The organism is Pseudomonas alcaligenes, assembly GCF_014490745.1.
GTDB lineage: Bacteria > Pseudomonadota > Gammaproteobacteria > Pseudomonadales > Pseudomonadaceae > Aquipseudomonas > Aquipseudomonas alcaligenes_C.
Genome location: NZ_LZEU01000001.1, coordinates 4380059 through 4393878, shown reverse-complemented (window position 1 = coordinate 4393878; position 13820 = coordinate 4380059). Strand labels below are relative to the sequence as shown.

Annotated in this window: 11 protein-coding genes; 6 read left to right on the top strand and 5 right to left on the bottom strand. The window is 63.3% G+C overall.

Annotated elements, in window-relative coordinates; translation table 11 throughout:
- The first annotated feature begins 2 nt into the window (after positions 1–2).
- From A9179_RS23120 to A9179_RS20120, 5 genes are read left to right on the top strand one after another with little or no spacing between them, the layout of a single operon-like run.
- Positions 3–437, top strand: coding sequence for a prepilin-type N-terminal cleavage/methylation domain-containing protein (locus tag A9179_RS23120; RefSeq protein WP_187807972.1), 435 nt, complete (start codon positions 3–5; stop codon positions 435–437).
- The gene (locus A9179_RS20135) at positions 434–892 is read left to right on the top strand and encodes a type IV pilus modification PilV family protein (protein ID WP_316851845.1); all 459 of its coding nucleotides are present in this window, start codon (positions 434–436) and stop codon (positions 890–892) included. The genes A9179_RS23120 and A9179_RS20135 overlap by 4 nt, the downstream gene beginning before the upstream one ends.
- Entirely contained in the window at positions 892–1776 is an 885-nt protein-coding gene (locus tag A9179_RS20130) for a prepilin-type N-terminal cleavage/methylation domain-containing protein (protein WP_187807971.1), read from the top strand. The genes A9179_RS20135 and A9179_RS20130 overlap by 1 nt, the downstream gene beginning before the upstream one ends.
- Positions 1766–2185 (top strand): hypothetical protein, encoded by a 420-nt coding sequence (locus A9179_RS20125; RefSeq protein WP_187807970.1) that lies wholly within the window; start codon positions 1766–1768, stop codon positions 2183–2185. Before A9179_RS20130 ends, A9179_RS20125 begins: the two co-directional genes overlap by 11 nt.
- 5 nt (positions 2186–2190) lie before the next feature.
- On the top strand, positions 2191–6114 hold the full coding sequence (locus A9179_RS20120; protein WP_187807969.1) for a DUF6701 domain-containing protein: 3924 nt from the start codon (positions 2191–2193) through the stop codon (positions 6112–6114).
- A gap of 388 nt (positions 6115–6502) precedes the next feature.
- Here A9179_RS20120 and ntrC read toward each other — a convergent pair whose 3' ends face one another.
- From ntrC to glnA, 5 genes are all read right to left on the bottom strand, one after another.
- Entirely contained in the window at positions 6503–7936 is a 1434-nt protein-coding gene (gene ntrC, locus A9179_RS20115) for a nitrogen regulation protein NR(I) (protein ID WP_187807968.1), read from the bottom strand.
- Positions 7937–7938: 2 nt separating this feature from the next.
- Positions 7939–9015, bottom strand: a complete 1077-nt coding sequence (gene glnL, locus A9179_RS20110) for a nitrogen regulation protein NR(II) (RefSeq protein WP_187807967.1) — start codon at positions 9013–9015, stop codon at positions 7939–7941.
- A 198-nt stretch (positions 9016–9213) separates the two neighbouring features.
- Positions 9214–9837 carry a DUF4124 domain-containing protein gene (locus tag A9179_RS20105; RefSeq protein ID WP_187807966.1) on the bottom strand — a complete coding sequence of 208 codons (624 nt, stop codon included), beginning with the start codon at positions 9835–9837 and terminating at the stop codon, positions 9214–9216.
- Positions 9838–9851: 14 nt separating this feature from the next.
- Positions 9852–10403 (bottom strand): DUF4124 domain-containing protein, encoded by a 552-nt coding sequence (locus tag A9179_RS20100; protein ID WP_187807965.1) that lies wholly within the window; start codon positions 10401–10403, stop codon positions 9852–9854.
- Positions 10404–10535: 132 nt separating this feature from the next.
- Complete coding sequence (gene glnA / locus A9179_RS20095; protein WP_187807964.1) at positions 10536–11942, bottom strand: glutamate--ammonia ligase; 1407 nt, start codon at positions 11940–11942, stop codon at positions 10536–10538.
- Positions 11943–12271: 329 nt separating this feature from the next.
- Here glnA and thiI point away from each other — a divergent pair, with 329 nt between their 5' ends.
- Positions 12272–13726, top strand: coding sequence for a tRNA uracil 4-sulfurtransferase ThiI (gene thiI / locus A9179_RS20090; protein WP_187807963.1), 1455 nt, complete (start codon positions 12272–12274; stop codon positions 13724–13726).
- Positions 13727–13820: the final 94 nt, after the last annotated feature.

The window sequence follows — 13820 nt, the reverse complement described above, 5'->3', positions numbered from 1 at the left end:
GTATGCGCGGCTTCACCCTGGTCGAGCTGGTGATGGTGATTGTCATCATCGGCATACTCGCCGTGGTGGTGGGGCCGCGCTTCTTCGATAGAAAGGTGTTCGACGAGCGCCTGTTCTACGAAGAAAGCCTGGCCGCGGTGCGTTATGGGCAGAAACTGGCGGTGTCCAGCGGCTGCCTGATCCAGGTCAGCCTGAGTGCTGCCGGCTATAGTGTGCTGCAGGCGGCCAATTGCACCAGTGGCGCCTATAACGTCAGTGTGCCAGGGCCGGATGGCCAGTCTCTCGCGGGGGCAGTACCTTCCGGTGTCAGCGTGACGGCAGATCCCACTGCATTTCCTGTTGTGTTCGACTCGCAGGGCCAGCCCTCCGCGGCGGCGAGTGCGACTATCGGGACGTTTTCCATCAGCGTGACTGCCACTACGGGCATGGTGCAGTGAAGCGCCAGGCCGGCATGACCTTGGTCGAGCTGGTGATCACCATCGTGATCGTCGGTATTGCCGCCGCGGCCATGTTCAGCGCCATGGCTGCCATCACGGGCCGCTCGGCAGATCCTCTGTTGCGCCAGCAGAGCCTGGCTATCGCCGAGGCCTATCTGGAAGAAATCCTGCTGCAGCCCTTTCTCGATCCGGCGGCGGGTACGGTGTGCCCGGCAGCACCTGCCAGTCGGGCCAGTTACGACAATGTCTGCGACTACAACGGCCTGAACGACAACGGCGCCCGCGATGCTCGTGGCCAGGCCATTACTGCGCTTTCCGCCTACCGCGTGCAGGCCAGTGTAGCCGCCCAGGCTTGGGAGAGCCTGGCTTCGGCTGATGTGCTCTATGTGCAGGTCACGGTGACTGATCCAGCCGGCCAGCAGCTGGTGCTGGGCGGCTACAGGACGCGCTACTGATGCGGCGCCGTGCTGGTTTTACCCTGGTCGAGCTGGTAATGGTCATCGCCTTGTCCGGGCTGGTGGCGATGATGATCGGTACCGTGCTGTCGCGGCCGCTGGAGGGCTTCGCCGGGCAGAGCCGGCGCGCTCTGCTGGTGGATCAGGCGGCCGGGGCGCTGAACCGCATCACCCGCGATGTGCGCCTGGCGGTGCCCAACTCGCTGCGGGTCTCGGCCGATGGCCTGGCGGTGGAGTTGCTGCTGATCCACAGCGCGGCGCGCTACCGGCCCAATCGTACCGGCAGCGAGGGCCTGCGTTTTGCCAGCGATACTGCGGGCACCTGCGGTAGCAGTACCACGGGCGGGCGCTGCGACAGCGTGCAGGTGCTGGACGCCACGCTGAACCCGGCCGGCGCCAACTGGATGGTGCTGTACAACATTGGTGCCGAGACCGGTGGCAATCCAACCCCGGGCAGCAATGTCTGGGCGACGAGCAACAACCCCGGGGTGATCACCCCCACCGGCACCACTTTCAGCGTGGTCAACGGCACGCCGACGGGGGAGAGCCAGATCATTCTCGGCAACTTGCCAAGCGGAGGTTTCCGCTTCGCCTTTGCTTCGCCGGAGCGGCGCCTGTATTTGGCCCAGAGCGTGGTCGGCTACCGCTGCCAGAACGGCCAGCTGGTGCGTTACAGCTACACCGCCTTGCAAAGCAATATTTCCAACTCGCCGCCGGTTGGTTCCAATCCGCAGCCGGTGGTGGCCAACGTTGCCAGCTGCAGCTTCATCTACCAGGCCGGCAGCACCCAGCGTGCCGGCCTGCTGACTCTCAACCTGGGCCTGACCCAGAACGGGGAATCCCTGCAACTGCTGCAACAGGTACACGTCGACAATGCGCCCTGACTGGACGAGCCCACAGCACGGGCGTGGCTTCGGCCTGGTGGCGGCGATGTTCCTGATCATCATCGTGACCCTGGTGATCGCCGCCATGGCGAAACTGTCGGCGACCCAGCACGGCACCAACAGTCTGGCCATCCAGCAGGCGCGGGCCTACCAGGCGGCACGAGCCGGGCTGGAGTGGGGCATCACCCAGGCCTTCAACGCCGGCACCTGTGCGGCAGGCGCGCCAAGCCTGGCCGGCAGCAATCTCAGTGACTTCACGGTGGCGGTGACCTGTGCCAGCACCAGCTACACCGATGACGACGGCAGCGCCGTGCAGATATTCCGCTTTACCGCTACGGCGCAGAACGGCAACCCGGCTGCCCGTCCCGACTATGCCTACCGGCAACTGACTGCAACGGTGGAGCGATGATTACGATGAGCCGGTCAGCCTTCGGCAGGCTGTGCCGCTGCTGGTGGCTGCCCTTGCTATGGCTACTGGGCACTGATGCCTGGGCGGTGAACTACACCTTCAGCAACTCGGGAGTCAGCGGTACGCCGTCGATCTGTTCCGGCACCTGGTCGCGCAGTGGCAGTACCTTTACCTGCAACGGCAATATCAGCACGGCCGCCGGGGATGTGCTGAGCGTGTCGAACAATAGCGACATTACCGTAGTGGCCACTGGCACCATCAGCCTGGTGTCCACCACGGCAGGCAGCAGCGCCAGGAACATCAGCCTGCAAACGGGATCCGGCACCCTGACCACCTCTGGCACCACCACCATCTACGGCTCGGTCACTGCGTCGAGCGGCACTATCAGTCTCAGTGGCACAACGGTCAGTGGGGCGGTTGCGGGCACCGGGGCGCTCAACCTCAGTGGTGGCAGCGTGGCAGGAAATGTCAGCGCCAGTGGCAATACCGTGATCAATGGCACCATCATCGACGGAACCCTGACGATCAGCTCGGGCACATTGAATACCACCGGTGGCAGCATCGCCGGTAATGTCAGCAATTCAGGAGCGATTACCACCAACGGCACCAGCTTCGGCGGCACCCTGACCAGTACTAGCGGCTCCATCAGTCTCACTGGAGGGAGCGTAACCGGGCTAGTACGCAGCAACTGCTGCAGCGTGACTACCAACGGAACCGATCTCTCCGGCGGGGCACGCTCCGACTCCGACCGCCTGAGCATTACCGGCGGCACCATTGCCGGTACTTTCTATGCCGGCAACAACCCCGCCACGTTCACCGGGGTGACCATGACCAGTGGCTCGGTCAGTGGTGCCAGCAGCGCGACCTTCACCGATAGCTATCTGGGTAGTGCCGAAAGCAAGGTGACGGTCACCACGCAGAGCGGCGCGGTGAACCTGAACAATACGGTTGCCTATGGTGACTTCACCGCTCCCAACTACTCCACCATCAATGTCAGCACCTCAAGCTCGGTCACCGGCACCTGCCTGCCCAACTCCACACCGGCCAATGCCTGTAATGCCAGCGTGACGCCAGTGTGCTTCACCGATAGCTATAACCGCACCGATCTGGGCACCAGTGACTGGGCGGTGACTACGCGCAACGGCAGTTTCGGTGTACCGAAGATCGTCAGTAACCGTCTGCGCCTGACCGACAACACCGGCAACGTGGCAACGGCCGCCACCCTGCAGCGCCTGCTACCGGCCAAGACCAACTATGTGCAGGTGCAGTTCAAGTACTACGCCTACAACGGCAACGGTGCCGATGGGGTAGCGGTGATCTTCTCCAACGCCACGCAAACGCCACAACCTGGTGGCTACGGTGGGTCGCTGGGCTATGCCCAGCTCAACGGTACCAGTGGCTTCGCCGGCGGCTGGCTGGGCGTTGCGCTGGACGAATACGGCAACTTCTCCAACCCCACCGAAACCCGCATCGGTGGCCCGGGATTGCGCCAGGACTCGGTGTCGATTCGTGGCTCCGGTAGCGGCACTTCGGATTACCGTTACCTGGCGGGTACTTCGGCCAACCTGAACCCGAGCCTCGACGTGTCGGGCTCCACGGCCGGCCCTGGGCATACCTACCGCATCACCTTGGACAGTACGGTGGTCGGCAAGACCATGGTACGGGTCGAGCGCAACACGGGGTCTGGATTCACCACGCTGATTTCCTCGTTCGACGCGCTGACCGGTACCAACCAGGCCGCATTGCCCAGCGACTTCTACCTGTCGTTCACCGGCTCCACGGGCGGCTCGAACAATATCCACGAGCTGGACGACCTGCAGGTGTGCGCCAGCAAACTCAACCCGATTGGCGCGCAGATTGATCACTACGAGTTCAGCTATGCCAGCCCGGCGCTGACCTGCAGCCCGCAGCCGGTAACGATCAAGGCCTGCCTGGATAGCAGTTGCAGCAGCCTCTACACCGACCCGGTCAGTGTCCAGCTGAGCCCTGCCAGTGGCTGGACGGCCACTTCTCCGGCCACCATCAGCGGTAGCACCATCACCTTCAGTGGCGGGACGGCGAGTGCGCAGCTGCGCAGTACGGCAGTGGGCGATGTGGTGGTTGGTACGGTGGCGAACACTTCGATCCCGGCGACCAAGCCGCTGAGCACGCCGGTATGTTCGACCTCGGGTTGTACGATCAGCTACGCCGACAGCGGTTTCCTGATCAGCGTACCCAACATGATCGCGGTCAAGCCGGTCACCGGCAGCATCAAGGCAATCAAGAAGGACGATGCCACCCAGGCCTGTGTGCCGGGGTTCGCCAGCGTCACCCGCACACTCAGCTTCACCTCGGGCTATAGCAATCCGACGCTGGCGGCCAGTACTGCTGCCGGGGTAACCGCCAACCAGCCGGTGGTGATCAACGGCACCAATGTCACCACGAGCGCCACCAGCCTGAGCCTGGCTTTCGATGCCACTGGTTCGGCGCCACTGACTGTGCGCTACGACGATGCCGGGCAGATGGCGCTCAGTGCGACCTATACCGGCAGCGCGGCCAATAGCGACGCGGGGTTGAGCATGACGGGCTCGACCACCTTCAGGAGCCGCCCCTATGGCCTGTGCCTGCAGACCGATTCGACCTGCACGGTGGCGGGGGTCAGCTCCAACTGCGTCGCTTTCCCGGGTGGCATCCGCGCGGGCGACAGTTTCCCGCTGCGGGTCAAGGCAGTGGGCTGGCAGGCCGATGGTGAGGCGCTGACGGCTGCGGCCCTGTGCACGGGCAATATCGTCACGCCCAAGTTCGAACTGAGCAGCATTGCTCTGAGCAGCGCTCTGGTCGAACCAGCCGGCGGCGCCAATGGCAGCGTCACGCCGGCCAGCTACAACCACGTGTTGGGCAGCCAGACCACTGCCAGCATGTCCGTCTCCGAAGTTGGCGTGTTTCGCTTTACGGCCACGCCAACGGCATCGAGCTACCTGGGCTCGGAAACGGTCAGCGGTGGCACCAGCGACCTGGTCGGGCGCTTCATTCCCGCCTATCTGGGGGTGACGGGCAGCGCCAGCCTGACGCCTAGCTGCGGCACCGCTTATAGCTATCAAGGCCAGCCCATAGCCTTTGCCAGTGGTCAGGAGCCGCTACTGACAGTGACCGGTTACAACCGGCAAGGGGCGGTGACCAGCAACTATGATCGTGGCGCTTTCTGGCGCTTGAACACGCCGACGCGCGATGCCTATCTGTCGGTGATCAGCGGGCGAACCAACCTCAACAGCCGCCTGACTAGTCAGGGTACGGTGACGACGACCACCGTCGATGCCAGCACCGGGGATGGGCTCAAGGCCTTCCGCTGGAGTGGCGAGCAACTGCAGTACACCCCGGCGCCGCTGCCGGTCAGCGATGATTACCCGGTGGCGGCCAGCATCCGTCAGGGCTTCTCCGCCGCCAACCTGACCGATCAGGACGGGGCCTGCTACTTCGGTGGTGGTTCGGCCTGTACGACCTTCAGTTTCGACTTCGGCGGCAGCAATGTGCGCCTGGGCCGCCTGCGCATCGGCAATGCCCGGGGCTCCGAGCTACAGAGCCTGACCCTGCCGGTTGCCCTGGAAAGCTGGCAGAACGTGGCCGGCGGCAGTTTTCAGGCCGAGACCCTGGATACCTGCACCACGGCGGCAGCACTGGGGACGGTGACCCTGGACAACTTCACCGGCAACCTGGCGCTTGGAGAGACCACGCCGGCCTCGACGGCGCCGTCGTCAGGTGCCGGCAGCCTGCTGCTCAGTGCGCCGGGCAGCGGCAACGATGGCTCGGTGCAGGCCAGCTACCAGACGATGCCGAGCTGGCTGTATTTCGCCTGGGATGGCGCCACTCGCAGCGCGGCGCGCGGGCTGGCCAGCTTCGGTATCTACCGGGGGGCGACGCCCTTGATCTACCGGCGCGAGCTGTACCGCTAGATCGGCGGAAAACAAAAAGGCCACCTGCGAAGGTGGCCTTTTTGCTGGGCTTGTAAAAGAGGGGATTCCCCGGCCTGCCTGTACCAAGGTCCCCAAAACTGGGATTGCTTTAGCCTATGCAGGGCGTGTGCCAGTTTTATTACCTCGTCTGCAGGCCTTGTGAATCCTGGGTTTCAGCGATTTTATCGGTGTTTTCCGGAGCAGCTGCGGGCCGGGTGGTTGAACTGCTGCAGTGCAACAGGCTGGTGCAGGTGCATTGCTCTGGAGCATTTCCTGTCGGGGCGGAGAGGAACTGACCGGGGCGTATTGCGGGCAGGATTTACCGGCCCGGGAAAAACAAACGGGCCCTGCTGGGCCCGTTTGTAGGGTGCGCTGCTAAGCGTGCGGCTTATTCATCGCCGTCGTCGTCATCAGCGCCGTCGACCTTCATGCCCAGTTCCTTGATCTTGCGGGTCAGGGTGTTGCGCCCCCAGCCCAGCAGCACGGCGGCGTCGCGGCGGCGGCCGGCGGTGTGCTTGAGGGCGGTCTCGATCATGATCCGCTCGAAAGCCGGTACGGCGCTGTCCAGCAGGCTCGACTGGCCGCGGGCCAGGGACTGGTCGGCCCATTGGCGCAGGGCCTGTTCCCAGTTGGTCGCCGGCGCGCTTTCCTGGGGCTGGGTGAGCAGCTCGGGCGGCAGGTCGTCGATGTGCACTTCGCGGCCGGAAGCCATTACGGTGATCCAGCGGCAGGTGTTTTCCAGCTGGCGCACGTTGCCCGGCCAGGGCAGGTGCTTGAGGTAGTCCTCGGTCTCGCTCTTCAGCAGCTTGGGTTCGACGGCCAGTTCCTGGGCGGCGCGGCCGAGGAAGTGGCGGGCTAGGGTAGGGATGTCTTCGCGGCGATCCGACAGGCGCGGGATATGGATGCGGATCACGTTGAGGCGGTGGAACAGGTCTTCACGGAACTTGCCGGCCTGCACCAGGGATTCGAGGTTCTGGTGGGTGGCGGCAATGATGCGCACGTCCACTTTCACCGGGGTGTGGCCGCCGACGCGGTAGAACTCGCCGTCGGCCAGCACGCGCAGCAGGCGGGTCTGGGTGTCGGCCGGCATATCGCCGATCTCGTCGAGGAACAGGGTGCCGCCGTCGGCCTGCTCGAAGCGGCCGCGGCGCTGGTTGGCCGCGCCGGTGAAGGCGCCTTTCTCGTGGCCGAACAGCTCGGACTCCATCAGATCCTTGGGAATCGCTGCCATGTTCAGGGCGATGAACGGCGAAGCGGCGCGCGGGCTGTGACGGTGCAGGGCGTGGGCCACCAGCTCCTTGCCGGTACCGGACTCGCCGTTGATCAGCACGGTGATATTGGAGTGAGAGAGGCGGCCGATGGCGCGGAACACCTCCTGCATGGCCGGTGCTTCGCCGATGATCTCCGGGGTGCGTGCCTGGGCAGTCGGCACTTCCAGGCCCTGCTGCTCCTGGGCGTGCTGGAAGGCACGCTTGACCAGGGACACCGCCTCGTCGACGTCGAATGGCTTGGGCAGGTACTCGAAGGCACCGCCCTGGTAGGAGGCCACCGCGCTGTCCAGGTCGGAATGGGCGGTCATGATGATCACCGGCAGACGTGGATACAGCTCGCGGATGCGCGCCAGCAGGTCGAGGCCGCTGGCACCCGGCATGCGGATGTCGGAGATGATCACGTCCGGTTGCTGGCGGGTCAGGCGGGTCAGCACGCCGTCGGCGCTGTCGAAACTCTGGGTGGTCATGCCTTCCTGTTGCAGGGCTTTTTCCAGTACCCAGCGGATCGAGCGGTCGTCGTCGACAATCCAGACGGTTTCACTGCGGCTCATGACTAAGAAGCTCCTTGTTCCAGGGGCAGGAAGATCGAGAACACGGTATGGCCCGGATGGCTCTCGCACTCGATCAGGCCCTGGTGCTGACTGATGATGTTCTGGGTGATGGCCAGGCCCAGGCCGGTGCCGTCGGGGCGCCCGCTGACCATGGGGTAGAAAATGGTTTCCTGCAGTTCCTGCGGGATGCCCGGGCCGTTGTCGATGATTTCCATCTTCACCACCAGGCGGTGGCGGGTGTGGCCGATGGTGAACTGGCGCAGGGTACGGGTGCGCAGGCTGATGCGGCCCAGGCGCAGGTCGCTCTGCGCGGACAACGCCTGCATGGCGTTGCGCACGATATTGAGCACGGCCTGGATCATCTGCTCGCGGTCGATCAGCACGTCCGGGATGCTCGGGTCGTAATCGCGCACCAGGGTGATGCTGCCCTGGCTTTCCGCCTCGATCAGGCTGCCGACCCGCTCCAGCACTTCGTGGATATTGGTCATGGCCAGCGAGGGCAGCTTGTTCGAGCCCAGCATGCGGTCGACCAGGTTACGCAGGCGGTCGGCCTCCTCGATGATCACGTTGGTGTAATCCTTGAGGTTCTCTTCCGGCAGTTCGCGGGCCAGCAGCTGGGCCGCGCCGCGGATGCCGCCGAGCGGGTTCTTGATCTCGTGGGCCAGGCCGCGCACCAGCATCTTGGTGGTTTCCTGCTTGGACAGCTGGGCCTCTTCCTTGGTGATGCGCAGCAGGCGGTCGCGCGGATGCACTTCCAGCAGCAGCAGGGTCTGGCCGCGGTTGAGGATGGGCGTCACCGCGTAGTCGACGGTGAGGGTCTGCCCGCTCAGGGAGGTGAGCATGGCTTCGCGCTTGGTGAACGGGTGGGCCTGTTCCACCGCCTGGCGTAGCGAGCTGAGCGCTTCCGGCGATTCGGTGAACAGCTCGCTGATGAACTGGCCATGGCTGCGCTGGCCACTGACGGCCAGCAGCATTTCCGCGGCCGGGTTCATGTACTCCAGGCGCAGTTCCGCATTGAGCAGAATGGTGGCGGTGGTCAGGTTGTCGAGCAGTAGGCGGTGCAGCGCGTCATTGATCATGGCAGGTACGAGTCCCGGCGATGGGCTGGAAAATGCAAGAAGCAAACCAAAGCCCCGAAAAGACGCGCGTGCGCTGCTGTCGCTGCCATTTAGGCTGCGTTTCAGCGCAGCCAGCGATTTCTCGAGTGAACCAAAACAGGGAGAGTATAGAAATCGGTGCAGATCAATGCTTCATGTTGGTGCATTGATCTGCGTCGATCAGATGAAGGGGATCAGTGGGATGTCCTTCGGCTCTTCCGGTTTGTCGGATAGCGGGCATTCCGGGCGCACGCCGTAGTCGCCTTTTTCGCAGGGATGGGCGCGGCGCTTTTCGGCCAGGGAGGTGCGCTTCATGTGGAACGGCTGGCTGGGCGTGCGCTCGACGATGCGGCCGTCGGCATCGATGATCTCGGCCGAGAGCTGGTGGGTGCCGCGATCAATGTTCTGCAGCGGGAACACCGGGCTGCGGCCGACATCGCCGACCGGATTACCGTCCATCAGCAGGCGGAAGTTGTGCCCCGGCAGCAGGCTCGGCTCGCTGGTGAGGGTGACGATCAGGTTGCCTTCAAGGTCGCGGATGGTGGCGTCCGGCTCCGGCACCAGGATGCGCAGAAACTGGTAGTAGGGCGCTTCCGGCGGGTTGGCCAGCTGCGTGGGCGGTGGCCGCGGGACATCGGTGGCCTGCATATCGTTGGAGGGCGCCAGCTTGATCTGCTCGGCATTTTCCGAGCGCGGCTGGTCAGTGAAGACGCGGTTGCCGTCTTGGTCGATGTAGGTGTACACGCCGGCCTGGGCGCTTAGGCAGACCAGGCCGAACAGCAGGTATAGCAACGGACGTAGCATGGGGGCTCTTGAGGTCAGGGGGCTCTGTGCGGAGTCGGCTTGGGGCGCGCCGGGCTGTTGGTGCTGATGCGCTGCACGGTGAAGGTGACGGTGTTGCTTAGCTGAATCCGCTGGGCGCCGCTGATCACTTCAACCGCCAGGCGATGATCGCCGCGATCGATATTGCTCAGTTGCAGGCGTGGCACATTGCTCGGCAGGCCATAGGGCTCGCCATCCAGGATCAGGCGCAGGAGGTGGCCTGGCTGCAGGCGGGGCTCGATATTCACACCGACGCTGAAAGTACCGTTGTTGGCGCGCAGGGCTTCTTCGCTGGGCAGATTGGTCAGTTGCAGCACGCTATAACCGCTCTGGGCTGCAGCCGGCGGGCTGTCCGGAGTGGCGATGACACGGCTGGGTGCCTGGGCTTCGACGGTATTGGTCGGAGGCAGGGCAACGGTTTCGGAGCTCTGGCCTTCCGGCTTCTGGTTGGTGAAGACCGTGTTGCCATTGGCGTCGGTGTATTTGTATATCTCGGCGCTCGCTGGCAGGGCCAGGGCGCAGAGCAGGCAGGCGGTAAGCAGGCGCATCCGGATACTCCTGTAGGAACCCGGCTAAGCCTTGCATCTGCTGGCAAGGCTGGCAAGGGCGGGGCTGTTGCGGCGTGTGCCGGCGCAAAAAAAAGGCCTCCCGAAGGAGGCCTCTTTCATCACGCGACGGACTTAGACGCTGTAGTACAGGTCGTATTCCAGCGGGTGCACGAAGGTGCGCACTTTGATTTCTTCTTCGGATTTCAGCTCGATGTAGGCATCGATGAAGTCGTCGGAGAAAACGCCGCCCTTGGTCAGGAACGCACGGCCCTTGTCCAGCTCTTCCAGAGCTTCCTTCAGGCTGCCGCAAACTTGCGGGATGTTGGCAGCTTCTTCCGGCGGCAGGTCGTACAGGTTCTTGTCGGCAGCATCGCCAGGGTGGATCTTGTTCTGGATACCGTCGATACCGGCCATCAGCAGGGCAGCGAAGGCCAGGTACGGGTTGGCAGCCGGATCCGGGAAGCGCGCTTCGATGCGGCGGGCTTTCGGGCTGGAAACGTACGGGATGCGGATCGAGGCGGAACGGTTGCGAGCCGAGTAGGCCAGCATTACCGGAGCTTCGAAGCCTGGAACCAGACGCTTGTAGGAGTTGGTCGACGGGTTGGTGAAGCCGTTCAGGGCCTTACCGTGCTTGATGATGCCGCCGATGAAGTACAGAGCGGTCTCGGACAGGCCGGCATAACCTTCACCGGAGAAGGTGTTCTTGCCGTCTTTGGAGATCGACATGTGTACGTGCATGCCCGAACCGTTGTCGCCGTACAGCGGCTTCGGCATGAAGGTAGCGGTCTTGCCATAGGCGTCGGCCACGTTGTGCACGCAGTACTTCAGGGTCTGAACTTCGTCAGCCTTGTTGACCAGGGTGTTGAACTTCACGCCGATTTCGTTCTGACCGGCAGTCGCCACTTCGTGGTGGTGAACTTCGATGACCAGGCCCATTTCTTCCATGGCATTACACATGGCAGTACGGATTTCGTGGTCGTGGTCGCACGGCGGAACCGGGAAGTAACCGCCTTTGACGGCCGGGCGGTGGCCCTTGTTGCCGCCTTCGATGTCGGCGTCGGTGTTCCAGGAACCCTGCTCGGAGAAGATCTTGAACATCGAGCCGGAGATGTCGGACTTGAACTTCACTTCGTCGAAGATGAAGAACTCCGGCTCCGGGCCTACGAATACGGTGTCACCGATACCGGTGGTCTTGAGGAATTCCTCGGCGCGCTTGGCGATGGAGCGCGGGTCGCGATCGTAGCCTTGCATGGTGCTCGGCTCGATGATGTCGCAGACGATGATCAGGGTCGGCTCTTCGGTGAACGGATCCAGAACCGCGGTGTCGTCGACCGGCAGCAGGATCATGTCGGAGGCTTCGATGCCTTTCCAGCCATGGATGGAAGAACCGTCGAACATTTTGCCGACTTCGAAGAATTCGTCGTCCAGGGCATCACGGGCCGGCATGGTCACGTGGTGCTGCTTGCCCTTGGTGTCAGTGAAGCGCAGGTCTACCCACTTCACGTCGTGTTCTTTAATCAGTTGAATCGACTTCGACATGCTGTCCTCCAGGTGGATGAGGCTCATTAGAAAAGAGCCCTCTATAGTCGGTGAAGCCCGGCGGGATAGTCCTTCAGGGCAACCTGCCTCACAAGGGAGCAAATTGCGTGCCAGTGCCCCGGAATGGGCGTGTGCCCTGAAACTCAAGGCTTGCGCGGCCTGTGGCGATTTTTTGAGCAATCATTGGCCCGTTTTTGGTGCACGCAAAAGCATGCCTGCACCATTTTGAGTCATGAATTTAGGTTGATGTAGTTTTTGGTTAAAGCTTGAGCAATTTCCGCTATAATCCGCGCCCCTGTTTTTTCATAGCCCGCCCGGCGCCCGGATTCATGAAACTCATCGTCAAAGTCTTCCCGGAAATCACCATCAAGAGCCGGCCGGTGCGCAAGCACTTCATTCGCCAGCTGGGCAAGAACATCCGCACAGTGCTGCGCGATCTCGACCCCGAGATCCTTGTGGACGGCGTCTGGGACAACCTGGAAGTGGAGACTCGCGTCGAGGATTCCCGCGTGCTGCACGAAATGGTCGAGCGTCTGACCTGCGTGCCGGGTATCGCCCACTTCCTGGAAATCAACGAATACCCGCTGGGCGACTTCGACGACGTGCTGGAGAAGTGCAAGCAGCACTATGCCGACCAGTTGCCGGGCAAGATCTTCGCCGTGCGCTGCAAGCGTGCCGGCAAGCACAGCTTCTCCTCGATGGAGATCGAGCGCTACGTCGGCAGCCAGCTGCGTCAGCAGTGCGGGGCCGCCGGCATCGACCTGAAGAAACCCGAGGTCGAAGTGCGCATGGAGATCCGCGACCAGCGCCTGTTCGTCATCCATCACCAGCACAACGGCGTCGGCGGTTATCCGCTGGGCTCGCTGGAGCAGACCCTGGTGCTGATGTCCGGTGGCTTCGACTCCACCGTGGCTGCCTACCAGATGATGCGCCGCGGCCTGCTTACCCACTTCTGCTTCTTCAACCTTGGCGGCCGCGCCCACGAACTGGGGGTGAAGGAAGTCGCCCACTACCTGTGGCAGAAGTACGGGCGTTCGCACCGTGTGCTGTTTATCAGTGTGCCGTTCGAGGAAGTGGTGGGCGAGATTCTCGGCAAGGTCGACAACAGCCAGATGGGCGTGGTGCTCAAGCGCATGATGCTGCGCGCTGCCACCCGCATCGCCGAGGAGCTGAGCATCGATGCGCTGGTGACTGGCGAGGCGATTTCCCAGGTGTCCAGCCAGACCCTGCCGAATCTCTCGGTGATCGACTCGGCCACCGACATGCTGGTGCTGCGTCCGCTGATCGCCAGCCACAAGCAGGACATCATCGACACCGCTACGCAGATCGGCACCGCCGAGTTCGCCAAGCACATGCCGGAATACTGCGGGGTGATCTCGGTGAACCCGACCACCCGGGCCAAGTTGCCGCGTATCCAGAACGAGGAGAGCCATTTCGACATGGCCATCCTCGAGCGTGCCCTGCAGCGCGCCCAGCGCATGACCGTGGATCGGGTGATCGACGAGCTGGGCGAAGACATTCAGGTCGAGGAAGTACGCGAGGCCCTGGTCGGGCAGGTCGTTCTCGACATTCGTCATCCGGACGCCGCCGAGGATGAACCTCTTGCGGTGCCTGGCGTAGAAGTGCAGACCCTGCCGTTCTACGCGATCAACAGTCGCTTCAAGGAGCTGGATGCCAATCGCCAGTACCTGCTGTATTGCGACAAGGGCGTGATGAGCCGCCTGCATGCCCACCATCTGCTCAGCGAGGGACATGCCAATGTGCGCGTCTATCGCCCGGGCTAGGACGACCCGGCTGCTGGCCGAAGTGCGGCGCCGGCGCCCCCCCGACCCAGCCATTTAATCCCCGGTTCACAACGGTCGCGTAAAGTGCGCGGCC

Excerpts from the sequence above, each read along its gene's own strand:
- glnL (WP_187807967.1), bottom strand. The coding sequence starts at position 9,015 with ATGATCAATGACGCGCTGCACCGCCTACTGCTCGACAACCTGACCACC.
- A9179_RS20105 (WP_187807966.1), bottom strand. The coding sequence starts at position 9,837 with ATGCTACGTCCGTTGCTATACCTGCTGTTCGGCCTGGTCTGCCTAAGC.
- A9179_RS20120 (WP_187807969.1), top strand. The coding sequence starts at position 2,191 with ATGAGCCGGTCAGCCTTCGGCAGGCTGTGCCGCTGCTGGTGGCTGCCC.
- A9179_RS23120 (WP_187807972.1), top strand. The coding sequence starts at position 3 with ATGCGCGGCTTCACCCTGGTCGAGCTGGTGATGGTGATTGTCATCATC.
- ntrC (WP_187807968.1), bottom strand. The coding sequence starts at position 7,936 with ATGAGCCGCAGTGAAACCGTCTGGATTGTCGACGACGACCGCTCGATC.
- A9179_RS20100 (WP_187807965.1), bottom strand. The coding sequence starts at position 10,403 with ATGCGCCTGCTTACCGCCTGCCTGCTCTGCGCCCTGGCCCTGCCAGCG.
- A9179_RS20125 (WP_187807970.1), top strand. The coding sequence starts at position 1,766 with ATGCGCCCTGACTGGACGAGCCCACAGCACGGGCGTGGCTTCGGCCTG.
- thiI (WP_187807963.1), top strand. The coding sequence starts at position 12,272 with ATGAAACTCATCGTCAAAGTCTTCCCGGAAATCACCATCAAGAGCCGG.
- A9179_RS20130 (WP_187807971.1), top strand. The coding sequence starts at position 892 with ATGCGGCGCCGTGCTGGTTTTACCCTGGTCGAGCTGGTAATGGTCATC.
- glnA (WP_187807964.1), bottom strand. The coding sequence starts at position 11,942 with ATGTCGAAGTCGATTCAACTGATTAAAGAACACGACGTGAAGTGGGTA.